The following is a 22266-nucleotide window of genomic DNA, read 5'->3' on the forward strand; positions in this document are numbered from 1 at the left end:
ACGCCCGTTGTTATTATGCTGATTAATTACGACGATAAATGAGCAAACAAACCGTTAATCGTATTTAGCAACAGCAGTATCAAACAGGTTCTTCACTAACGCGATGTACTCATCGAGGAATACAATTTGTTCGTTAGTCGCTTTCTTAGCCCACACACCCGCTAATACTTCACCAAGATCCGCTACTACGGCATCTGCTTCTTTCAAAAGTTGAAAACGAACGCTCGAATGCAACTCTGGGTTTTGCTCGAAAATAGCCATGATGTTTGTTGAAATCATGTCGGTAACAATGTCTTCGACACTTTCGTTTCCAGTATCACCATTACTATTGGTAAACACATCAAGGTTGAATGATAGGTGCTCGATTAAAGCCAAATAGCCATCGGTTTCTACAACCACAATAATTCTCCGTTTTAAGCTCTAGAGCAGATTAATACGTACTTGCCTAATACTATGTAAATGAAGCTATTTGTCATCACTTTATTGCCCAAAACCACATTTAAATGATCCTAGTTAGTATTTCAGCTTAAAATTAAATCGATATAGCTTTATGTGGTATACCTGCCTACTTACGACATAAGTAAATTCACGCTAAAGAAGTGTAAGACAAACTTTGAAGCAAAGTTCTGCGCCAGTTAACAATAGCCCTTTCAACTTACTCTAAAAGCTCATTTGATTTAGTCGCTAGACAATAACAAGCTCAAACCTCTTTTCCAGTTTGTGGCGTTCAAAACCGTTTCGATTGTGAGACCAGTTCCAAACTATTTCATCACGTCAGGTTTTCAATTTATGTTTGTATTTCAAAGAGCTTGAATCAGTTCGAGTTCACAATTCGGCCAATTGATTCTACGTAAGATGAAGAAGAGCTAAGAACATTGACGAGTGCGTCTATAAATTGTTCAGATTTATCCTAAACTATTGCTATTAAACAAACAGTATTTCTAACCTTCAATCTTTTTAACTTTCAGTCTTTGAGGATTTCCTATGTGGCAGGCCATTTCTCAACAACTTTCAGATACTCTTCTATTTAACTTTCAGATTACTGAACGTACCAAGGTTTCTGGTGGCGACATTAACGATTGCTATATGATCAGCGATGGTAATGAGCGTTACTTTGTGAAAGTGAATCAGCGAGAATTTTTACCTAAGTTTGAAATTGAAGCTGAGAACTTACGCTTGTTAAGAGAAACCTCCACTGTTTACGTTCCTGAGTTGGTGCTTATTGGCAAAACCAAAGAGTGCTCGTTCATTATTCTGAATTACTTGCCGACCAAACCGCTCGAGACGGGCAACAATAGCTTCGATTTCGGCGTTCAGCTTGCGCGGCTTCATCAATGGGGCGAGCAAAAAGAGTTTGGTTGCGACCAAGACAACTATATCGGCAGCACACTTCAACCCAACCCTTGGCATAAGAAATGGGGTCGCTTTTTCTCTGAGCAACGCATTGGTTTCCAACTGCAACTGCTCAAAGAGAAAGGCATCGAGTTTGGTGATATCGATGACATCGTTGATGTGGTGAATATGCGTCTTGCTGGCCACAACCCTCGCCCTTCTTTGCTTCATGGGGATCTTTGGAATGGCAATGTTGCTAACTCTGCGTTTGGCCCAATTTGCTACGACCCTGCTTGTTACTGGGGGGACCATGAGTGTGATTTGGCGTTAACTGAATTGTTTGAAGGTTTCCCTAAAGAGTTTTATGAAGGTTACCAGAGCGTCAATCCACTCGACGTTGGCTATACTGATCGGAAAGACATTTACAACTTGTACCATCTTCTTAACCACTGCAATCAATTTGGCGGCGAATATTTAGCACACACTGAAGCATGCATTCAGAAGATACAGGCCGTTTAATACCAATTACAGCTGTTTATAACCGAATACGATTGGTATCAGTTACAGTGAGGAGAATTTGCCATGCATAAATACACAGAGAAACATGTCTCCTGCCCCCACTGTGGGCATGCCATCAGCATAACGCTTGATGCTTCTAATGGGAGCCAAGATTTTTATGACGATTGCCCAGCATGTTGCAATGCCATTCACCTCGACATGCAGGTAGATGAGGTAAGAGACAGGATTAATCTCTCGATTGATGCAGACGACGAACAAGTCTTCTAACACCTACTCTCTTGTCGAGTTGGCTCTACACCTCGATTTTGAGGCTAGCCTAGAAAAACGCAGAGACACACAAATAGAAAAAGAGCACTCAATTTGCTCTTTTTTAATGTCTGCGACTCTTACTTAGTCAGCGTTTTTTAGGTAAATGCTGTTGATAAACCGCTACTACTATTTTTGGTTTGCTAGTACGCGTTCAACAGTATCAACAATCGCTTGTGTTTGAGGATCAAACTCAATGTTTACTTGGCCGCCTACTTCACGGCCGCCAAACAGAGTACGATTCAGTGTTTCTGGGATCAGGTGAACAGAGAAACGGTTCTCTTCCACTTCACCAATCGTCAATGAACAACCATCAACGCCGATGTAACCCTTACTCAACACATACTTCATTGATTCTTGAGGCAGCTCAAACCAAAGCGTACGGTTGTTTTCTGTTTTAATCACATCGACTAGGTTAGCCATCAGAGTAATGTGGCCAGACATGCTATGCCCGCCAATTTCGTCACCAAACTTTGCTGCACGCTCAACATTCACTTTGTCACCAACATTCAGTTGGCCTAAGTTCGTCAATCGCAATGTCGCTTGCATTAAATCAAAAGCAATCTGGTTACCTGAAATTTCCGTTACCGTTAAGCAACAACCGTTATGAGCTACTGAAGCACCAATGGCTAATCCTTCAACCATTTCATCGCTTAGCTCAATGGTATGAGTTTGAAACGACTCTTTTTTGTTGATAGCAACCAGTGTTGCCATGCCTTGAACGATACCTGTAAACATAAGATTCCTATTTAGCATTCTGATAACAGTTTTTCATAGCAGTTATTGTGACATTTCTTTATGATTCGTCCAGTGGAAGCTTAAGATCATTGTCTCTGATTCCTTCAGAATGTCCTTTCCTACACTATTATTCTAATTTTCCCTCTTATTTGGAGTTGTTTGTGCATCGTTACAAAGAAGAATCCTCGAATCTAATTAAACTTGCGACCCCAGTATTGATCGCATCCGTTGCACAAACTGGAATGGGTTTTGTTGATACCGTAATGGCCGGTGGCGTAAGTGCTATCGATATGGCGGCGGTTTCGATTGCAGCAAGTATCTGGCTACCATCAATCCTATTTGGTGTTGGTCTATTGATGGCGTTGGTTCCTGTCGTTGCACAACTTAATGGTTCTGGTCGACAAGTAAAAATTCCATTCGAAATTCAACAAGGCGCATTTTTAGCGCTCGTCATCTCCCTTCCAATCATTGGTGTACTTTTTCAAACACAATTGATATTGGAGTGGATGGACATTGAACAACTCATGGCGGAAAAGACCATCGGCTATATGAATGCGGTGATGTTTGCTGTACCTGCGTTTTTGTTGTTCCAAACATTGCGAAGCTTTACCGATGGTATGTCTTTAACCAAGCCTGCGATGGTGATTGGTTTTATTGGCTTGCTATTAAACATCCCGCTGAACTGGATGTTCGTATACGGAAAACTTGGTGCTCCTGCTCTGGGTGGTGTTGGCTGTGGCGTTGCAACGGCTATCGTATATTGGGTGATGTTTGCACTACTGTTCGCTTACGTTTTAACATCAAAGCGTTTGGCGAAAATCAACATCTTCGGTACGTTCCATAAACCGCAACTTAAAGCTCAAATTCGTCTGTTTAGACTTGGTTTCCCTGTGGCGGCCGCTATCTTCTTCGAGGTAACTCTGTTTGCGGTGGTTTCTCTGTTAGTTGCACCATTGGGTTCATTGATTGTTGCCGCGCACCAAGTCGCGATCAACTTCTCTTCGCTGGTCTTCATGATTCCAATGAGTATCGGTGCAGCCGTGAGTATTCGTGTTGGCCATAAGTTGGGCGAAAACAACACCGAAGGTGCGAAGATCGCGACACACGTGGGTATCATTGTTGGTTTAGTGACAGCCCTTATGACAGCGGCGTTAACGATTCTGTTTAGAGAACAGGTTGCATTACTTTACACAGAGAACACGGCAGTAATTATGGTTGCAATGCAGTTGCTGTTGTTCGCGGCGGTTTATCAATGTACTGACGCCATCCAAGTTATCGCTGCGGGTGCTCTGCGTGGCTACAAAGACATGCGTTCAATCTTCAACATCACCTTTGTGGCTTACTGGTTGCTTGGTCTTCCTATCGGTTACATCTTGGGTATGAAAGATTGGATTGTTGACCCTATGGGTGCGCACGGCTTCTGGATTGGTTTCATCGTCGGTCTAACGTCAGCCGCGATTATGCTGGGTATGCGTCTACACTGGATGCACAAGCAGGACGATGACGTTCAGTTAGAATTTAGTTCTCGCTAGATTCGTACTCGCTAAGTCGGTCTATCTGATTTCGAATAAAAAAAAGAGCTCTGATTTTCAGGGCTCTTTTTCGTTTAATGGTCAGGTAGATCGTATCTGCCTTAATATTCACTCTTCTCTCGAACAAAGCGCGCAAACTTGGGTTTTCCGTTTTGAGTAAAACCATTGTAACGAAAGGTAATACGGCTGCCGATCTCTGGCGGTGCGAGTCTCATTTGGTCACTGAACCCGCTGCCTATATAAAATTCAACACCCTCTTCTGTGTGAACCAAGATTGAACCCATCATCCCTTTATACTTCCCTGTCCCACCCTTGTAGCCAATAACTGTGGCTTCGGCATCATGATGCCTTTTCAGTTTTAACAAATCATTACTTCGGCCTGCTTGATAACGACTGGTGATTTTTCTAAGCATCAAACCTTCGCCATTACGCTCATCGACATTATCAAGTTGATGAAACAAAGCCTCTTCACTGTGAATTGGTACATGTTCTATGTAGCTGACATGAGATTCTCCAATCACGCTTACCCAATGCAAAATGTTGTAATAGCGCTTTTGATAATCTCCCGCAGCGCCTGGCATATCAAACAGCATGAAATCGATTTGGCGCCATGCTGTGTCACTCGGCGTATGATCGAGAACGGTAGATTGAACAAGGTGGAACTTGCCCCTTCCTGCCCACAACTCTCCTTCGAGATGGACCTTAGGCAAGTTTTCAGTAAACCACTTGGGTGAGTAAATGCGATTACCATTGCGTGTATAAAGATGTTGTCCGTCCCAAAGAGCCCGAATCCCATCAAGCTTTTCACTCTTCCAGTATTCAGAAACATCAATGCCTTGTTGGTATGTATTGGCCAGTACCAAATGGTCGGGAGGTAAATAGGATGAATGAGAAGAGAGCGAACACGCCCATAGAGTTGCTATCGCCAATTTAGTTAATCTCATCATCTGCTCCGTATTGATATCTGTAGTGGTCAACAAACGCCTTTAATCCTAAGCGTTCTGACACGTAGGTAGACAACCTTTGCTAGAAGATGCGATCCACTCATCAACCTTATCTAACCTTTTCATTTATTCATTAAATTAATGACCTATAACTCTCATATATTCCGCCGTTTTTAGTTCTCATATTGAGAAACGTCTTTTCTCAATTTGAGATAGGAATTCGTACTAAACATAACTTATTGAAAAATAACAACATAAAAGTTGGCACATTCAGTGCAGTTGTCCATACATACTTAAAAGGAGATATCGCTATGGAACTACGTAAGACTGATTTAAACACAACGACACTGACACTTTCTATTTTCGGTGATCTGGATGCAGCAGGCAGTCGTGATGCACAAACCGACATCGATGATGTGATTTCTAACGATGGTCACCCTGAAATCGAAGTTGATTTTAGCCAGGTTGAGTTTTTAGATTCATCTGGTGTTGGCGCGATTGTTTATATGTTCAAACGTCTGACTGAGCGCGAACGCAACATGCGACTTGAAAATGTGACTGGTCAGCCTCTTGAAATTATGAACCTACTACGTATTGGCCACGCTATCCCAGTAAATTCAAAAAATCCTGCAAATTCATGAAGACCCACTAAGCTAGAAGTAACAAAAAATAATAAGAAAAATTAGAAACATAGGACGTTGGCATGAAAATACTGAAAAACTACATAGCCCTTTCTCTGTCCGCTCTCGTTCTGGGTGGCTGTACTAGCTATCCTGAACAAGGCACAGGGGGTTTGGCTGAAAGTTACGATTCTATTAACTATCAAAACTCAGACTTCTCTCCTGTCATGCCAGACGAGCCTCTTGGTCCAGAACATGGATTACGCTTTGATTGGCAGCTCGCTAAATTGCACCTTGATGCTTTGATCCAAGAAGGTGCTCGTTGGTGTTTCCCAGCTGCTGTTGTTCAAGCAATCGAAAAGCAAAATCGTATTGCTCGTGAACTTCAAGGCGGTCTACTACTGGATGCAGCCAACGACTTAGTGATCCAAAGAAAACGCCTAAATGAACTTGAGGTCCAACTGGATTACGTAACTTCACAAGCCCGCTGTGAGCCACCAAAAAATGAAAATCAATTTAGAATGCAACTGTCGGTTATTGAACAGTTGTATGACCTGCTTAATGTTGACAACCAATTTGCGGAAAACTCGACTGAAGTAAATCCTAAATATATGGGAAGACTGGCCGAGGCGACCACTTTACTTAAAGAACACAAATCCCTAGACCTTGTTGTTACCGGCCATGCTGATGCAACGGGTGCCGAAGAATACAACGACAAGTTAGCACTTGGACGAGCGAAACAAGTCGAACGCTACCTGACTATTTTTGGACTAGGCGCTCAACGAATCAAAGCCGTCTCTGTTGGCGAAACCGTCCCTCTTTTTGAAGGTGAATCCGACGGCACGCGTTTAACGAACCGCCGAGTAAGTATTGAAATTGTCTCGCCTAAGAATGCCGAGAAAATGGGAGGTGGATTATGAAATCCTTGATCGCTTTTATCATCACCCTATCGTTATGCTTTGCGAATGTTGTCAATGCTAACGACGAGTTTTCAGATGCAGTTCAAGTCGGTGACCTTATCCAAGTTAACGTACCCGGTGAAAGTACCTTAAACACAGGTTTCCAAGTGGATAAGCGTGGCCGTATTACCCTTCCTGAAGTAGGCGCTGTGTTTGTTGCGGGTTACGACAGCGAACAGCTTAACAAAGTCGTTCTAGAGTCGCTGGCAACCGCTTACAAAGATCTTTCGAACGCTTCAGTGTATGTAAAAGAGCAGCAAATCATCATCTACGTGCAAGGTTATGTAGAACAGCCTGGCGAATACACGCTCTCATTAGGTTCTAGCATCCAAATGGCACTTTACGCTGCGGGTGGTTTACGCCCGGGCGCGCAACTGGATAAGCTGATTCTTAAGCGAGGCGCAGATAAGAAAGAGTTTAACTACAAACGATTCCTTGATTCAGGAGACGAGTCAGCATTACCTACTCTTCAATCACTGGATTCACTATTCGTTCCAGCTTCTCCATTAGTCGGTAACATCGAGCAAGAGTTTGACGCAGCAAAGCTTGCTAACTCAGGTGACAGTGCTGATTCTCGTAACTCCATCAAAGTGTTTGGTGAGGTGAACGCGCCGGGTTCGTTCACTTACAAAGAGAACACCGACCTTGTCGACGTACTTATGCGTTCGGGCGGCGTAACTCGTTATGCCAGTGTTGAGCAAATCCGAGTGATTTCGAACAACACCCCAACGCTATTCAACCTAAAACGTTACTTAGATTCTGGTGACGAAAGTCTGCTTCCAATTTTACGCCCGGGTGCGACCATTTTCGTTCCCAAGCAAGAAGAAGAGATCAAATCCGGCGCCAACATGGTTTACGTAATGGGCGAAGTCGCAGCCCCTGGTGCTTTTGAAGGCAAAAGAGACGCGACCTTTATGGATATCTTGGCGAATGCGGGCGGCCCAACTCGATTTGCAGAGTCACGACAAATCCGTGTTATCAAAGCAGATGGCAGAGTGCTTAAATTCGATTTAGCGGCTTACACTGAAGGCTTACCTAACTCTAACCCTCCTAGCATCAAAGCTGGTGACGCGATTTTCGTTCCTGAGAAAACCGACATGAACGAGAAGTCTTGGTTGAAAATCACGCCAGACAGAGCAGTTAACGTGATTGGTGAGGTGAATCGACCTGGTCGTATTGAATGGTCAGATGAAATGAATTTCATGGGATTATTGGCACACGTCGGTGGCCCTACGCTACGCGCTGACACATCGAAAATCGAAGTTGTTACTGGTAGAAAGCTAGTTGTGTTTAACCTTGATGATTTTATTCGAAATGGTGCGCCACGTGACCAAATGCCACAAATTCGAGCGGGCTCTATCGTGCGTGTTCACGACTTGCCACAAGATCCTTCAGACAATAAATCACAATGGGTTCGTCAAAGCTCTGATGCTTCGATCTACATCTTTGGACAAGTGAATGCACCCGGTCGTTACCGCTTCACCAAAGACATGCACTTCCTTGATATCTTGTCTGCGGCTGACGGTCCAACAAAGGATGCCGACATCCACAACGTTCGAGTAACGCATCGTGACAAAACCTATTCGCAAGTAAGCAAACTTAACTTATCACTGTACTTTGAAACCGGTGACGAATCGTTACTGCCAAACGTAACCACTGGCGACACGATTTACATCCCAGAGAAAGGCAAAAACTGGTTAGATACACCGAAAGAAGAAACCGTTCGTGTGCTTGGTGCGATTAACAATCCGGGGCGTTATGTGTTCAACGACAACATGACCATTCTAGATATTCTGGCAGAAGCAGCAGGACCTACCGACAATGCTTATGTAGAAAAAATTACCATCGTCAATATGTCTTGCTGCCAAGGTCAGGCTCGTACTTTTGACCTTGTTGAATTCAGCAAAACGGCGAACATTTACAACTTGCCGGTGCTACGCGCTGGTGACACGATTTACATCCCAGACCGTCGCGAAAGCTTTATTGAAAAAGCACGCGTCGGACTTGATGACATACTGCGTATCACCACCACCATCGTATTAATAGGAGCTTTATAATGACAATTTCAGCGACCCATGCCGAAGTCGAGCAACTGTATTTAGCTTCTGAACTTAACGGCCAAAAATCAATATGCGTCACCGCCTGCCATTCAGGTGACGGCGTAACATCTATTGCAACCGCATTAGCCGAGCGTTTTCTTCTTGCGGGTCATTCAACGCTTTATGTTGATCTCAACTTATTCAACCCTGCTTTCAAAGATTTGAATATGCTAGAAGATAATCAGCAAGGTCAACTGATAGAACATGTTGAATCTCAGCGTACGTTTATCGGTGTCCCTGCTCCACAAGTTGCTTCAACGCAATTGGCTTATAAAGATCCGACAACGTTACAAAACGTGGTCAACAAATGGTTAGAGAAATACGACAGAGTCATCATTGATACCTCACCGCTTCTCAACATAAACAAAGGCAACATTCCGGCTCAGTCTGTGGCGAGTGCTTGTGACAGCACATTGATGGTTGTCGCCTATGGTGAAACGTCGAGTCACCACCTAGAACAAGCGAAAAAGCTGCTTGATGCACAAAGTATCAACCTAATGGGCTGCGTGATGAACATGAAACAAAAGCCTAGCTTTGCACAAGAGATGGTCAGACAAATCAATCGAATGAAATTCATCCCCGCTAAGCTTCGCGATAGCTTGGCAAACAAGCTGTATCAAAATGAGTTTTTGAACCTTCCGATGTAACTTTCTTTTGCTACTTTCTGGCTGTCATTAAACCATGACAGCTACCTATCCTATTAGACTTCAAGCTCCAAAAGCTCTGAATAACTCAAAACCAAATTGGGTATTTTTGGCGAAGTTATTATTAAAAATAAGATTTTAAAAACCATTCAACGCATTTCACACACATCAATCATGGTCTTACCCCCTTTAAATCCCTTCAAAAATCAACAGCCCCACGCCTAACTTTAGCGGTAATGTGACACAGACGGTTAAAGTGCCATGTAAATCGCATCAAAGATGGAATTCGTACGATTATTCCCTAAGATTATAAATAGAGGTGGTTTTTGACGAATTTGTAATAGTTTGACAAAGTTATCCGATGGCTGTTGAAACACAGTGGATGAATTGGCAAATCACACTTCACTGACTTTGCACGTTTATCTATTCAAACTTCACCCATCCCTCCTTCTGCTCAAATGGTTCAAATACACGGAAAGGATCACCATCGAGCAATTTAGATAATCAATTTACCTTGGTTACCTTAGTTGTATTATTAAAGAGAAAGGAAACTCAATATGAAATACAAGTTAAGCTCCGTATTTTTGTTAGTAGCAGCAGCCAGCGGTAATGCTAACGCTGGAGAATGTGGCAGCGTAACAATCGCAGATATGAACTGGAACTCTGCAACACTGATCGCCAATATCGACCAATTCATCCTTGAACATGGTTATGGGTGTGATGCTGAACTTATCCCTGGCGACACTATGCCAACAGGCACGTCTATGATCGAAAAAGGCCAGCCTGATGTTGCACCTGAACTTTGGAGCAACAGCTTAAAAGACGCATTAGATAAAGGTGTTGAAGAAAAACGTCTTCGCTACGCAGGTAAAGCACTTGTGAACGGCGGCGAAGAAGGCTTTTGGGTTCCAGCTTACCTAGTAAAACAGTACCCTGAAATGGCAACCATCGAAGGCGTACGCAAAAACGCAAGCTTATTTAAACACCCTGAAGACCCAGATACATCTGCATTCTACAGCTGCCCTGCAGGCTGGAACTGTCAGATCAGCGCCGGAAACTTGTTTAATGCTCTTGAGCTAGAAAACAGCGGTTTCACGATTGTTGATCCAGGCTCGAGTGCCGGCTTATCTGGCTCTATCGCAAAAGCTTATGAACGTGAAGAAGCTTGGTTTGGTTACTACTGGGCACCGACCGCTGTTCTAGGTAAATACGACATGGTTAAAGTCGACTTTGGCAGTGGCGTTAATGAGGAAGAGTTCCTTAACTGTACCACCAAAGAAGATTGTGAATCGCCAAAAGCAACCATGTACCCGCCTTCACCTGTCCACACGATTACCACTGAAAGTTTTGCGTCACGTGCTCCTGAAGCGTACGACTACTTTACTAAACGTGGTTTCACAAACGACAAAATGAACTCGCTACTTGCTTGGATGGAAGACAACCAAGCTGATGGCGAAGAAGCGAGTCTGCATTTCTTAAGTGAATTCCCAGAAGTATGGCACCCATGGGTTTCTGAAGAAGTGGCTAAGAAAGTTGAAGCTCAGCTGTAAGAGCTTGATTTAATAACAAGTAATTACGCTTCAACAATAAAACAGAAATAACGTCGCTATACTTGATGTTATTCATGATTCGGAGCCCTTTTCATTAGCGATTTTCTTATCGCATGGACAAGTGGCTCCGAACTATAAGGATATAAAATGGCTGACAGCAATTGGTTATCAAGCTTTCCAGAGATGGAACGCGGTGATTTACGAACCATAAAAAAGACGCTAGATGGCGCATACCGTGAATTTTCCCGTGAATACGGCGAAATGATTGAATCTCTCTTTGACCCTCTTCTTTCATTCCTCGTTTGGTTTGAAAAACTCCTTATCTCAACACCTTGGATTATAGTCCTGGCTGTGTGTACCAGCCTTGTCTACGCAGCAAGCCGTTCTTGGAAACTGGCTCTAGGCTGTGTTGCTTCTCTACTTCTCATTGGTTACTTTGGAATGTGGGAAGACACCATGCGGACGCTCAGTATCATCACTGTATGTACCTTGGTTTCAATATTCTTGGGCATTCCGATTGGTATTGCGATGGCTCGTTCAAATCGAGCTCAGTCAATTGTTACGCCGATGCTCGATATCATGCAAACCATGCCTGCGTTCGTTTATTTGATTCCAGTGGTAATGCTACTGGGCATCGGTAAGATTCCAGGGCTAATCGCCGTGGTTATCTACGCGATTCCACCTGTAATTCGTCTAACTAACCTAGGCATACGCTTAGTTGATAAAGAAGTCCTTGAAGCCGCTACCGCTTTCGGTGCGAGCAAAAAGCAACGCTTATGGGGTGTTCAACTTCCTCTAGCAATGCCAACGATCATGGCGGGTATTAACCAAACCATCATGATGGCACTGTCTATGGTTGTTATCGCATCCATGATTGGTGTGAAAGGCCTAGGACAACCGGTTCTCAAATCGATTACTAACCAGTACTTCACATTAGGCTTGATGAATGGTTTCGCCATCGTTGCCCTCGCAATCCTTTTTGACCGCGCTTCACAAGCGTACGCAAGAAGAACTAATGCGCATTTAGGAGGATTCAAGCATGACTAAACCATTGATTGAAATTAGTGGTCTGTACAAGGTGTTTGGACCGAAACCAATGTCTGTTATGAATCGAGTTCAAAACGGCGAACACAAAGATCAGATTCTTGCGGATACGGGTCATACCGTTGGTTTGAAAGAGATCAACCTTGAGATTAACCGTGGTGAAATCTTCGTTATCATGGGGCTTTCTGGCTCGGGTAAATCGACGCTGATCCGCCACTTCAACCGTTTGATTGACCCGACTCAAGGTAAAATCATGGTTGAAGGCATTGATGTGATGAGCCTCAACACTAAACAGCTAGAAGAGTTCCGTCGTCATAAAATGTCGATGGTATTCCAACGCTTTGGCTTAATGCCTCATCGCACTGTGGTTGAAAACGTTGCGTACGGGTTGGAAGTACAAGGCATCAAAAAAGAAGACCGTTTAGCGAAAGCCAACGAATGGTTAGAAACGGTGGGCTTAAAAGGTTACGGCAAGCAATACCCAGCGCAACTTTCAGGTGGTCAGCAACAACGTGTTGGGCTTTCGCGCGCTCTGTGTACTAACGCTGAAATCTTGTTAATGGATGAAGCCTTTTCGGCACTCGACCCTTTGATTCGAAGTGAAATGCAAGACCAGCTTATTGAACTTCAAGAGAAGCTTCATAAGACGATTGTTTTCATCACACATGATCTGGACGAAGCACTCCGCCTAGGCGATAGAATCGCAATTTTGAAAGACGGCGAGTTAGTACAACAAGGCACACCACATGAGATTCTGCTAAATCCAGCCGATGATTACGTGGAAGCGTTCGTGAAAGACGTAAACCGTGCTCGTGCACTGACCGTTGAAACCGTTATGCAGCCTCCTCTGTATCGAATCACATCAGAAACAATTGAAGGTGCTTTGGCACAAATGAAGATGCTTAAAAACGATTACGCTTATCACGTAACAGATGACGGCTATCAAGGCCTAGTCACACAAGAAAGTCTACAAGACGCCGTTGAAGATTCATCGGTACATGATTTTAGTGATGAGATATACGAAGAAGTCCCTGCCATCTTACCAGATGCGGTGATTGAAGAAGTGCTACCGGACACTATGTCTTGTGACTACTCTCTTCCAGTTGTTGATGAAGACGGTAATCTAAAAGGTGAACTCGAGAGAAGCGCTGTTGCTGATATCTTCTCAGAAAGTAGCGAGGAAGAAGTAGAAGCCGACCCAAAGCCAAAAATTGATAAAGCTTCGTAGTCCTACTTTTCGTGATTTAAAGCACGGCTGTTTAAATTATCATTGTTTGGGTTATCGTTATTTGAGTTATTGCTATTTAGATTAGCCTAAACTACATAAACCGCTCTAAGACCACTGTTGTTATTTCACTGCAGTGGTCTTTTTTATTTGTATCGGGCTCGTTTTCTTCTGAGATCTACCCGCACCTTAGGCTTTATAGGCACCTAAGTTTATATTTCATAAGAGAAAACAAAATAAAATCAGTCCGTTAGGTTTGTCACAAACCCAATAGCAAGATGAGTGAGATGCCAATTAAATGCTCTATTTGTACGGCAACCAGTTGAAATTATTCTAGAAAATGACTAAAACTTAATAGTATTAACAGATATTAAGCTCAATAAAAGGACTTAGTTTGATGAATTCTACTTTAGCGTCAGACGCAGCTACAAATCTAAACTCACAACAAGTGAGCAAGCTTGTCGATGAAAGCGTTCTGGAGCAAATGATTCGCGATACAAGTGCGGACATTATCCCTATCTTGATCGACCATTATGTCGAAGAATCACAAACACGCTTGGTCGCTATAAAAGAGGCAGTCACGCAGAAAGACGCTCAAACACTTGAGTTCGAGGTCCACACTCTCGGCAGCACAGCGCTTTCGTTAGGTAATCGCCCTTTGGGTGAATTAGCTCGAGCTTTAGAAAAGCTATGTTTAGAACAGAGTCATGATGCGGCATTTCGACAAGTTGATGAATTACTAGAGCTCGCAGAGCGTTCAATAAAAGCCTTGCTTGAAAGGAAAGAGGCAGGCTTCAGCTAGCTTTGCATGTTCATTATCGGTATCAGATTAAAAACTCAAAACAGTCGTTATTAATATAGTCGCCATAAGATGGGCTCCATCATGAACAGCAATGCGAGAAGTTATACAGGCCGCTTCTTAAAAGATTGCATGTGGTAGATAACAAATACACAAGACTCGTATTGATGGTTGCATATCACTATGTTATTGATTGGTTAGGATAAAGTTTCAAAAGGAATACACAATGCGCCCTAAAGTATTGTTAGTTGAAGACTCCACCTCACTCGCCGTACTCTACAAGCAGTACGTAAAAGACGAGCCCTATGATATTTTCCACGTCGAAACCGGCGCGGAAGCTAAGACCTTCATTGAAAGGCACTCTCCACAGCTTGTGATTCTCGACCTTAAGCTTCCTGACATGCCAGGCGAAGAAGTCTTAGATTGGATTACTGCTAACGAAATACCGGCCGCTGTCATCATCGCGACAGCGCATGGTTCAGTAAACATCGCGGTAGACCTTATCCAACGCGGTGCAGAAGACTTCTTAGAGAAACCCATTCAAGCCGATCGACTCAAGACCTCTGTTAGCTTGCATCTAAAAAGAGCGAAACTCGAAAACCTCGTCGATAACATGCAAAGCAAATTCGATCGTGATCGTTTTCATAATTTCATTGGCTCTTGCCTACCCATGCAGGCGGTTTACAAGATCATTGATTCGGTAGCACCAACCACTGCCAGCGTGTTTATTAACGGCGAAAGTGGTACAGGTAAAGAAGTGTGTGCGGAAGCGATTCACCAAGAGAGTCAGCGTAATGGTAAACCCTTCGTGGCCATTAACTGCGGCGCTATCCCTCGAGACCTAATGGAGAGTGAAATCTTCGGTCACGTTAAAGGTGCGTTTACCGGTGCGACAACCGACCGGAAAGGTGCAGCAATGCAAGCGCATGGCGGTACCCTATTTCTCGATGAGCTTTGTGAAATGGAACTGGAGATGCAGAAGAAGCTCCTCAGATTTTTGCAAACTGGTACGTTTACTCCACTCGGTGGCAACCGCGAGATTAAAGTGGATGTCAGAATTATCTGTGCGACCAACCGCGATCCACTGGTTGAAGTAGAAGAAGGACGTTTTAGAGAAGACCTTTACTATCGTGTTCACGTTGTGCCTATCGAGATGCCACCGCTTCGCGAGCGAGGGAGTGACATTGTCACTCTTTGCAATCATTTCTTGAAGCTGTACGCGAAGCAAGACAAGAAGAAGTTTAAATCAATAGACAAAGAAACGCAGAATCTACTTAAACGTTATGCGTGGCCAGGCAATGTGCGTCAGTTGCAAAACATCATCCGTAACATAGTGGTGTTGAACAATGAAACGAGCGTGACTAAAGACATGTTACCGCCACCGATTAATAAAGTAGATGCCGCTCCATCATCTAAATCAGTGACACCAATTCGAGTAACTGCGCCTCAACCTGCAGTTGTTGAAGCACCAGAAGCTAAGTTGCCACCGATTACTCCGGAAGAGTTGGAACAATCGTCAGTTGCTCAAGCTCACAATGAGCCGATGACGCCTGCATTTACCACAAGCGAAGGTGCTATTCGTCCAATGTGGCAAATAGAACGTGAAGCCATTCAACATGCCATCAATCATTGCGATGGGAATGTGTTAAACGCTGCTGTGCTGTTAGAACTTAGCCCTTCTACTGTTTATCGTAAGAAACAGGCTTGGGAATCGGAAGATGAGTACAATCAAGCCTAACCAAGGTGTACTCGACATAAACCTTCATGAGATTTGGCTGTTGATCGACAGCCAAACTTTTGGAGGCATAGAAACGCATGTTTTAGAATTAGCACAAGGCCTGATATCGGAAAGCGCTCAGTATTCAGAGGCTGTTCGTATCGTTCTTTTGACTAAGTTTAATCCTGAAGCGATCATCGTTGAAAAGTTGAATGCGCTGAACATCCCTTTTAGTTACCTCTCCGATTTAGCCTCATGTTCTGTAGATTCAAATGGCAATAGCGCGACACAGCTGAAACGTGCAGTTCAACATTATCAACCAAGGCTTATCCATGCTCATGGTTACAAAGCCAGTTTGGTCAGCAAGTTAATCAAGCTTCCGCCTCGTTTCAACAACACAAAGCAAATCACCACTTATCACGCAGGTGAAACCCCAACAGGCAAAGTATGGCTTTATGATTGGCTCGACCGTTACAGCAGTTTTCTTTCTGATCAGTCGCTCGTGGTCAGTGAAAAGATTAAAGCGAAAGTGCCGAGTCAAACCCATCAATTGAATAACTTTGTTAAAGTCCCAACAGGGTTAACAAACTCCCGTTCATCAAGCCCATTCCATGTTGGTTTTGTGGGGCGATTAAGCCGTGAAAAAGCGCCTGATCGATTTGTTGCATTAGCCAAACAGTTTCCTGATGTTTGGTTTGAGCTTTTTGGTGACGGACCAGAAATGGACGTCTTAGTTAAATCGCAGCCTGATAATGTGACCTTTCATGGGCATCAAACCAATATGGATGACGTCTGGAGCCAAATCGATCTGTTAATCATCCCTTCTCGCTTTGAAGGCTTACCTATGGCGGCATTAGAAGCCATGATTCGTGGCATTCCCGTTCTCGCCACCTCAGTTGGTAACTTGCCTCAACTCATCGAGCATCAAGTTAACGGCTACCTTGCAAATTCAGAAGCTGAGCTAGAACAGTTTTTATCTTTGTGGATGTCATTGACGAGCGAACAACGTGACTCTCTCAAGAGTCACGCGATAGAAACCGTGAAAAACCAATACTCACCACAAGCCGTTGTCCCACAGTTGTTGGAAATCTATCAACTCGACCGTTAATACTCGTCTTTGTAGTTAACTGTTCATTTTGGCTTGATGATTTAAGTACTTTAGACAGTTTTATACTGATTCTCAAAATGACAAAACTCACCTCAAGGCTACGCCCTCACTTAATAATCCAACATTAAATCAGTAAGTTAAACAAAATGCATAACTGGCACTCACTTTGCAATCTTTAACATCAGGCGTAACTACGTCTTAAAAAGATTACGAGCCGAGTCCTAAAGAGTTTATTTGCCAATAGAGGTCACAATGGTCAACCCTGAAGCCAATAGATTGCCAGTCATCATCACGATCAGCACCTTGTGTGTTGGGCTTGGTGTTGTTTGGTACTTTGTGCCTCACCCTGCTGTCATTGTGGCGCTCGCTCTTGTGCCATTGGCCGGGTTATTCGTGTTAAACAAAACATTCTGGTTAGTTTTACTGTTCGTTGTCTTTTCATTTTTCCGAATTCACGAAGCTATACCTCAGCTCTATTCTCTAAAAATACCGCTGATGCTTTCATTAGGCGCTCTGTCGGCTCTTCTATGGCATGCATTAATCAGTAAAGAACTTAAAATCTTCTGGCACCCTTGTTTAAATTGGCTCGCCATATTTTGGGTATTGGTTTTCATTGGTATTATCTTCGCGTCCAACAGGCCAATAGCACTAGCAGAATTCAAGGGCGTTTATTGGAAAATTATAGTGATGACGCTTGCGATTACTTGGCTAGTAAACACCACGGAAAATCTCGCAAAAACCGCGATGACGATTATCTACGCTGGCGCTTTAGTCAGCTCTATTGCCGTGTACAACTCAGTAAATGGTATTGGGCTTGTCGAGGGCTCACGCGTGACTATTGGCCGCGATTTTGGCTCTATGTTAGGTGACCCGAACGACCTAGCACTGGTACTGATGTTCCCACTCGCCTTTACAATAAGCCAAGCCACCACGACTGGCATCTCACGATCCAAACGTTTAATCAGTGCCTTAGTTTGTCTGTTACTGCTCGCCGCCATTATTGCCACTCAAAGCCGTGGCGGATTACTGGGTTGTATTGCGGTGATTGGTATTTTTGCGTGGAAGCTAGTGCGCTCTAAAGTTCTCTTAATCTCAGTGGGAACTGTCGCGGCCGTGGTGCTCTATTTAGTTGCTGGTATCTCAGACAGATCTTCTGGTGGTGCCGCTGAACAAGGTATCGATGAATCTGCAATGGGTCGAATCTATGCTTGGGAAGCAGCAATAAAGATGGCAGTTGAGAATCCACTGACCGGCGTAGGGTTGAACAACTTCTTCTCGAACTACTTCTTTTACAGTTCGCATTGGGACGGACTGAATCACGCCGTTCACAGTACCTGGTTTGGTGTGTTGGCAGAAACAGGCTTTATTGGTCTGATCATTTTTGTCTGCCTTATCGTTGCTTTGATCAAAACCTCTCGCTCTACGCTAACGAGGTTAAAAAACTCGGCCACAGAAATCGCCCCCGAACTCAATGCGGTCGCCTATGCGATCTATGCAGGTCTGATTGGAACAATCGTGTCGGGTACATTTTTGACTCAAGGCTTCAACTGGCCGATTTATATCCTCGCAGCACTCACAGTTTGCGTCTCAAATGTATCTCAAACTGCCTGTCAAAATGAGAAAACCTAAAAGACACATTTTAACCTATTGAAAATATTATATTTATTAGATGGCACAATATATGAAAGTACTTCTATATAACAAAAAAGAGGATTTTCATTATGACGTCAGTATCTATACATCAATTCAAACATTGGCTTAAGTTTCATCCTAATTCTCGAATTAGAAATGTGTTTTTCATTTTGAAAAACATCAGAAGCGCAGAGCTACCTACCCCTAAACTATTTAATCGCTGTCTATATCAAGCGCACAAGCTAGTGGTGAATCTGGTTTCTGGCTTTACGCGATTCTTCTACTGGACTCCGGCTTTCAAAGGTCGTGTGGCTCAATGTGGCAAACGCCTGTATTTGTATGGTGGACTGCCTTTCGTCAGCGGTCCGGTGCAAATTACGATTGGCGACAACTGCCGTATCTCTGGCCACACGACATTCTCTGGTTGTACTCAGCCACTTGAAGGCTTGGAACACCCACTATTGTCGATTGGCAACAACGTCGACATTGGTTGGCAGTCGACTATCGCTGTTGGCGGTAAAGTCGTTATCTCTGACAACGTACGAATCGCAGGCGGCGCTTTTCTATTTGGATACTCTGGACACCCGCTTGATGCAAAACGCCGAGCGCTAGGTGAAGGTGACGACCCTCAGCAAATCGGTGACATCATTCTTGAACCCGATGTTTGGTTGGGCACGAATGTGACGGTCAAAGGTGGCGTAACCATCGGCGAAGGTGCCGTAATAGCCGCAGGCAGCGTAGTAACAAAGAATATTCCTGCCTTCGCAATCGCAGGTGGCAACCCAGCTCGAGTTGTCGGTCACATCAAACCCGTTGAAGTGACAGAATCCGATATGTTCGATTCGTTAGAGACTCATGGAGGTGACCATGCGTGATTTAATCGTATTTGGTGAAGACTTTGGTGGCCTACCTTCATCGACTCAACATTTAGTTCGTCACCTTGCTAAGCAGCACAAAGTCTTATGGGTCAACTCAATTGGCTTAAGACAACCGAAGCTGTCCGCCAAAGATGTTAGCCGAGCGTTCAACAAGTTGTTTGGTAAAACCAAGGCCGTAACTCAAAACATGCTCGACTCTGAGGGACACGACAACATTACTATCGTTAACTTAAAGACAATCCCTGCGCCTGCTTCTAAATTTTCTAGAAAGTTGGCTCAGCAAATGATGTTGCACCAACTAAAACCGGTTATTGCAGAGCTTAATCTTAACGCGCCTATCCTATGGACTTCTCTTCCGACCGCTGTTGATTTGTGCGGACACTTAGGCGAGTCATCTGTGGTCTATTACTGCGGTGATGATTTTAGCGCGCTGGCTGGTGTTGATCATGACACCGTTGCACAGCACGAATCAGAGCTAATCGAAAAATCAACGCTTATATTCGCGGCTAGCAAAAAATTGATGGATAAATTTCCAAAGCATAAAGCGCACTTGCTACCACATGGTGTCGACGTAGACCTATTTTCAACACCCGCACCAAGAGCAAAAGATTTACCAAGCAACCACCGCCCTATTGCTGGTTTTTATGGCAGCCTTTCTAAGTGGCTTGATTATGAAATGATTGATCATGTTGCGAATGCGATGCCGGAATGGGACTTTGTTTTCATAGGTCCAAACGAGCTTGATACGCTCATGCTGCCTAAGTTGAGTAACGTACATTACCTTGGTCCTCGTCCACACCACACGCTACCAAGCTATTCTCAACACTGGGATGTGAGCTTGTTGCCGTTTGTTGATAACGAGCAGATCCGAGCGTGTAGCCCACTCAAACTAATGGAATACCTTGCGGCGGGCACACCCATTGTCACAACACCGTTCCCTGCTTTGGTTCCATATCAAGGGCACGTAACCACGGTTGGCAGTGCCAACCAAATGATTTGGGCGCTTGATCATGCACGCGAGCTAAGCAACTCACCTATCTCTGTCGTCGAACAAGAGAGCTGGCAGAACCGTGGTAACTTCGTACATTGGATGTTGGAGCTATTATGAATAATCTGAAATTGCGGTTATTAGTCATCATCAATGCGATGTGGCGCCAACGCTACGTTATCGTTCTGCCAATGCTTATTTTGCCCTTTGTAGGCTTTGGTGTGAGCAAGTTGGCTCCAACTAAATATGACGCGCATACCAGTATGTTGATTCAAGAAACGGCCAAGATGAATCCATTCTTGGAAGACATTGCCGTTTCGACGATGCTCAAAGATCGACTTAACGCATTGAGAACACTGCTTCACAGTCGACATGTGCTTTACTCGGTCGCTGATGAACTGCAATTAACCACGCCAGATATGCCTGAAATTGAGAAACAAGAGATCATTACTGACCTGTCTCAACGTCTAACGGTGACTCAGCTTGGAAAAGATTTTCTAAAGATAAGTCTAACGTCGAACACACCAAAAGGAATGGAAGCGACGCTGCGCTCGGTAAGTGAACATTTCATTGAACAGTTACTTGCACCGGAACGTTCATCGATTGAAGATTCAAGTAACTTCTTGAAAATCCATATCGACAAACGTAGCGCAGAGCTTGCAGAAGCAGAAGAAGCGCTAGCTGCATACATGAATGAGAATGTTCATTCGACGCCTGAGGTACAGAGCCAAAGTTTGAATCGCTTAGCTTCACTCAAACAAACATTGGCAGAAAAAGAGGCCGAGTTATCGGGTGTCGAAAAAAGTTTAGGGTCAATCGACCAACAACTTTCAAGAACCAACCCTGTGATCGGTAAATTAGAAGACCAGATCATCGACATTCGTAGCGACCTTACCTTGTTACAAGCTAAATACACGGACAAGCACAGTGCTGTGCAAGCTAAAGTGCGTGAGCTAGACAGACTAGAGAATGAACGTAAGAGTTTGCTCGAGGTAACCCAGCCAACGATGAACAGCGACCAGCTTTGGGACATCGCAAGTAGTACGACACTGAACAAACTTTCTGATACCCAACCTCTTCTGGTCACTCAATTACACAGCCTACAGCTGGTTCGTGCTCGCTTTGAGTCTTTAACTGAAGAGACCAAAAGCCTTCGAACTATGATTTTCGAATTAGAACACAAGGCCAATAACTTCGGCGAAAATGCAAAAGAGATGTACCGCCTTAAACGTCAAGTTGAAATCAAACGTCAACTATATGATGAACTGACAGAGCGTTATGAAATGGCTCAACTAACGGGTTCGCTTGGTGTATTCGAGCAAAACAAACGTGTGAAGATTATCGATTTGCCTTTCACACCGAGTGTCAAATCTAACATGCCGACTTTTGTTTTTATTCTGGCTGGATTCGTTGCAGGTATCGGTTTGGGTATTGGTTTAGCGGTATTGTTTGAACTGTTTGATTCTTCAATCAAACGCAAAGACGAAATCGAAGATATCTTGGGTGTCCCTGTGATAACGGTGATCCCTAAAATGAGCTAGTCAGCCTCAAAGCCATTTTTGACTTGCTAGATTCACAGCTTTCTAATTTCCTAGCTTCGTGCTTCCTAGCTTTCTAGCTTTCTAGCTTTCT

20 protein-coding genes are annotated in these 22266 nt (G+C 43.9%); 17 read left to right on the forward strand and 3 right to left on the reverse strand.

Annotated elements, in window-relative coordinates; all coding sequences use genetic code 11:
- Positions 1-54: 54 nt before the first annotated feature.
- Positions 55-399, reverse strand: a complete 345-nt coding sequence (locus AB4486_RS15400; protein WP_010440912.1) for a DUF3802 family protein — start codon at positions 397-399, stop codon at positions 55-57.
- 585 nt (positions 400-984) lie between these two features.
- On the opposite strand from AB4486_RS15400, the gene AB4486_RS15405 reads away from it, so the two are divergent.
- Together AB4486_RS15405 and AB4486_RS15410 are read left to right on the forward strand one after the other, a co-directional pair.
- The gene (locus AB4486_RS15405) at positions 985-1851 is read left to right on the forward strand and encodes a fructosamine kinase family protein (protein WP_017059601.1); all 867 of its coding nucleotides are present in this window, start codon (positions 985-987) and stop codon (positions 1849-1851) included.
- 63 nt (positions 1852-1914) lie between these two features.
- Positions 1915-2118 carry a CPXCG motif-containing cysteine-rich protein gene (locus AB4486_RS15410; RefSeq protein WP_004733789.1) on the forward strand — a complete coding sequence of 68 codons (204 nt, stop codon included), beginning with the start codon at positions 1915-1917 and terminating at the stop codon, positions 2116-2118.
- Between the two features lie 168 nt (positions 2119-2286).
- On the opposite strand, the gene AB4486_RS15415 is transcribed toward AB4486_RS15410, so the two are convergent.
- Entirely contained in the window at positions 2287-2895 is a 609-nt protein-coding gene (locus tag AB4486_RS15415) for a riboflavin synthase subunit alpha (protein WP_372117638.1), read from the reverse strand.
- Positions 2896-3056: 161 nt separating this feature from the next.
- Between AB4486_RS15415 and AB4486_RS15420 the strand changes: the two genes are divergently transcribed.
- The gene (locus tag AB4486_RS15420) at positions 3057-4427 is read left to right on the forward strand and encodes an MATE family efflux transporter (RefSeq protein ID WP_017063888.1); all 1371 of its coding nucleotides are present in this window, start codon (positions 3057-3059) and stop codon (positions 4425-4427) included.
- A 101-nt stretch (positions 4428-4528) separates the two neighbouring features.
- Here the strand turns inward: AB4486_RS15420 and AB4486_RS15425 are convergent, their stop codons facing one another.
- Entirely contained in the window at positions 4529-5371 is an 843-nt protein-coding gene (locus AB4486_RS15425) for a DNA ligase (RefSeq protein WP_065584423.1), read from the reverse strand.
- A gap of 311 nt (positions 5372-5682) precedes the next feature.
- Between AB4486_RS15425 and AB4486_RS15430 the strand changes: the two genes are divergently transcribed.
- The 14 genes from AB4486_RS15430 (at position 5683) to AB4486_RS15495 (ending at position 22175) form a co-directional block, all read left to right on the forward strand.
- Entirely contained in the window at positions 5683-6012 is a 330-nt protein-coding gene (locus tag AB4486_RS15430) for an STAS domain-containing protein (RefSeq protein ID WP_017059596.1), read from the forward strand.
- Between the two features lie 62 nt (positions 6013-6074).
- A complete protein-coding gene (locus AB4486_RS15435; protein WP_017067078.1) occupies positions 6075-6911 on the forward strand; it encodes an OmpA family protein in 837 nt (278 codons plus the stop codon).
- Entirely contained in the window at positions 6908-9007 is a 2100-nt protein-coding gene (locus AB4486_RS15440) for an SLBB domain-containing protein (RefSeq protein WP_017067079.1), read from the forward strand. Before AB4486_RS15435 ends, AB4486_RS15440 begins: the two co-directional genes overlap by 4 nt.
- The gene (locus AB4486_RS15445) at positions 9007-9696 is read left to right on the forward strand and encodes a tyrosine-protein kinase family protein (RefSeq protein WP_017059593.1); all 690 of its coding nucleotides are present in this window, start codon (positions 9007-9009) and stop codon (positions 9694-9696) included. Before AB4486_RS15440 ends, AB4486_RS15445 begins: the two co-directional genes overlap by 1 nt.
- A gap of 554 nt (positions 9697-10250) precedes the next feature.
- On the forward strand, positions 10251-11243 hold the full coding sequence (locus tag AB4486_RS15450) for an ABC transporter substrate-binding protein (RefSeq protein ID WP_017059592.1): 993 nt from the start codon (positions 10251-10253) through the stop codon (positions 11241-11243).
- Between the two features lie 147 nt (positions 11244-11390).
- The gene (locus tag AB4486_RS15455; protein ID WP_017059591.1) at positions 11391-12290 is read left to right on the forward strand and encodes a proline/glycine betaine ABC transporter permease; all 900 of its coding nucleotides are present in this window, start codon (positions 11391-11393) and stop codon (positions 12288-12290) included.
- The gene (locus AB4486_RS15460; RefSeq protein ID WP_017059590.1) at positions 12283-13515 is read left to right on the forward strand and encodes a glycine betaine/L-proline ABC transporter ATP-binding protein; all 1233 of its coding nucleotides are present in this window, start codon (positions 12283-12285) and stop codon (positions 13513-13515) included. Before AB4486_RS15455 ends, AB4486_RS15460 begins: the two co-directional genes overlap by 8 nt.
- A 394-nt stretch (positions 13516-13909) precedes the next feature.
- Positions 13910-14314: an Hpt domain-containing protein gene (locus AB4486_RS15465; protein ID WP_017066737.1), complete on the forward strand. Its 405-nt coding sequence runs from the start codon at positions 13910-13912 to the stop codon at positions 14312-14314.
- A 223-nt stretch (positions 14315-14537) separates the two neighbouring features.
- The gene (locus tag AB4486_RS15470; RefSeq protein ID WP_372058643.1) at positions 14538-16049 is read left to right on the forward strand and encodes a sigma-54-dependent transcriptional regulator; all 1512 of its coding nucleotides are present in this window, start codon (positions 14538-14540) and stop codon (positions 16047-16049) included.
- Positions 16030-17136, forward strand: coding sequence for a glycosyltransferase family 4 protein (locus AB4486_RS15475; protein ID WP_372117642.1), 1107 nt, complete (start codon positions 16030-16032; stop codon positions 17134-17136). Before AB4486_RS15470 ends, AB4486_RS15475 begins: the two co-directional genes overlap by 20 nt.
- Before the next feature lie 252 nt (positions 17137-17388).
- Complete coding sequence (locus AB4486_RS15480; protein ID WP_136982666.1) at positions 17389-18765, forward strand: O-antigen ligase family protein; 1377 nt, start codon at positions 17389-17391, stop codon at positions 18763-18765.
- 92 nt (positions 18766-18857) lie between these two features.
- Positions 18858-19643: a DapH/DapD/GlmU-related protein gene (locus tag AB4486_RS15485; protein WP_017068359.1), complete on the forward strand. Its 786-nt coding sequence runs from the start codon at positions 18858-18860 to the stop codon at positions 19641-19643.
- Positions 19636-20754, forward strand: coding sequence for a glycosyltransferase (locus tag AB4486_RS15490; RefSeq protein ID WP_372117645.1), 1119 nt, complete (start codon positions 19636-19638; stop codon positions 20752-20754). Before AB4486_RS15485 ends, AB4486_RS15490 begins: the two co-directional genes overlap by 8 nt.
- Positions 20751-22175 carry a GumC family protein gene (locus AB4486_RS15495; RefSeq protein ID WP_372117648.1) on the forward strand — a complete coding sequence of 475 codons (1425 nt, stop codon included), beginning with the start codon at positions 20751-20753 and terminating at the stop codon, positions 22173-22175. The genes AB4486_RS15490 and AB4486_RS15495 overlap by 4 nt, the downstream gene beginning before the upstream one ends.
- Positions 22176-22266 lie beyond the last annotated feature (91 nt).

The organism is Vibrio sp. 10N.222.55.C6, from assembly GCF_041473395.1.
GTDB lineage: Bacteria > Pseudomonadota > Gammaproteobacteria > Enterobacterales > Vibrionaceae > Vibrio > Vibrio crassostreae_C.

What these genes read in the sequence shown, in the direction of transcription:
- AB4486_RS15425 (WP_065584423.1), bottom strand. Translation starts at nt 5,371, where the DNA reads ATGAGATTAACTAAATTGGCGATAGCAACTCTATGGGCGTGTTCGCTC.
- AB4486_RS15455 (WP_017059591.1), top strand. Translation starts at nt 11,391, where the DNA reads ATGGCTGACAGCAATTGGTTATCAAGCTTTCCAGAGATGGAACGCGGT.
- AB4486_RS15405 (WP_017059601.1), top strand. Translation starts at nt 985, where the DNA reads ATGTGGCAGGCCATTTCTCAACAACTTTCAGATACTCTTCTATTTAAC.
- AB4486_RS15445 (WP_017059593.1), top strand. Translation starts at nt 9,007, where the DNA reads ATGACAATTTCAGCGACCCATGCCGAAGTCGAGCAACTGTATTTAGCT.
- AB4486_RS15450 (WP_017059592.1), top strand. Translation starts at nt 10,251, where the DNA reads ATGAAATACAAGTTAAGCTCCGTATTTTTGTTAGTAGCAGCAGCCAGC.
- AB4486_RS15475 (WP_372117642.1), top strand. Translation starts at nt 16,030, where the DNA reads ATGAGTACAATCAAGCCTAACCAAGGTGTACTCGACATAAACCTTCAT.
- AB4486_RS15470 (WP_372058643.1), top strand. Translation starts at nt 14,538, where the DNA reads ATGCGCCCTAAAGTATTGTTAGTTGAAGACTCCACCTCACTCGCCGTA.
- AB4486_RS15410 (WP_004733789.1), top strand. Translation starts at nt 1,915, where the DNA reads ATGCATAAATACACAGAGAAACATGTCTCCTGCCCCCACTGTGGGCAT.
- AB4486_RS15465 (WP_017066737.1), top strand. Translation starts at nt 13,910, where the DNA reads ATGAATTCTACTTTAGCGTCAGACGCAGCTACAAATCTAAACTCACAA.
- AB4486_RS15435 (WP_017067078.1), top strand. Translation starts at nt 6,075, where the DNA reads ATGAAAATACTGAAAAACTACATAGCCCTTTCTCTGTCCGCTCTCGTT.
- AB4486_RS15490 (WP_372117645.1), top strand. Translation starts at nt 19,636, where the DNA reads ATGCGTGATTTAATCGTATTTGGTGAAGACTTTGGTGGCCTACCTTCA.
- AB4486_RS15480 (WP_136982666.1), top strand. Translation starts at nt 17,389, where the DNA reads ATGGTCAACCCTGAAGCCAATAGATTGCCAGTCATCATCACGATCAGC.
- AB4486_RS15495 (WP_372117648.1), top strand. Translation starts at nt 20,751, where the DNA reads ATGAATAATCTGAAATTGCGGTTATTAGTCATCATCAATGCGATGTGG.
- AB4486_RS15485 (WP_017068359.1), top strand. Translation starts at nt 18,858, where the DNA reads ATGACGTCAGTATCTATACATCAATTCAAACATTGGCTTAAGTTTCAT.
- AB4486_RS15430 (WP_017059596.1), top strand. Translation starts at nt 5,683, where the DNA reads ATGGAACTACGTAAGACTGATTTAAACACAACGACACTGACACTTTCT.
- AB4486_RS15460 (WP_017059590.1), top strand. Translation starts at nt 12,283, where the DNA reads ATGACTAAACCATTGATTGAAATTAGTGGTCTGTACAAGGTGTTTGGA.
- AB4486_RS15415 (WP_372117638.1), bottom strand. Translation starts at nt 2,895, where the DNA reads ATGTTTACAGGTATCGTTCAAGGCATGGCAACACTGGTTGCTATCAAC.
- AB4486_RS15440 (WP_017067079.1), top strand. Translation starts at nt 6,908, where the DNA reads ATGAAATCCTTGATCGCTTTTATCATCACCCTATCGTTATGCTTTGCG.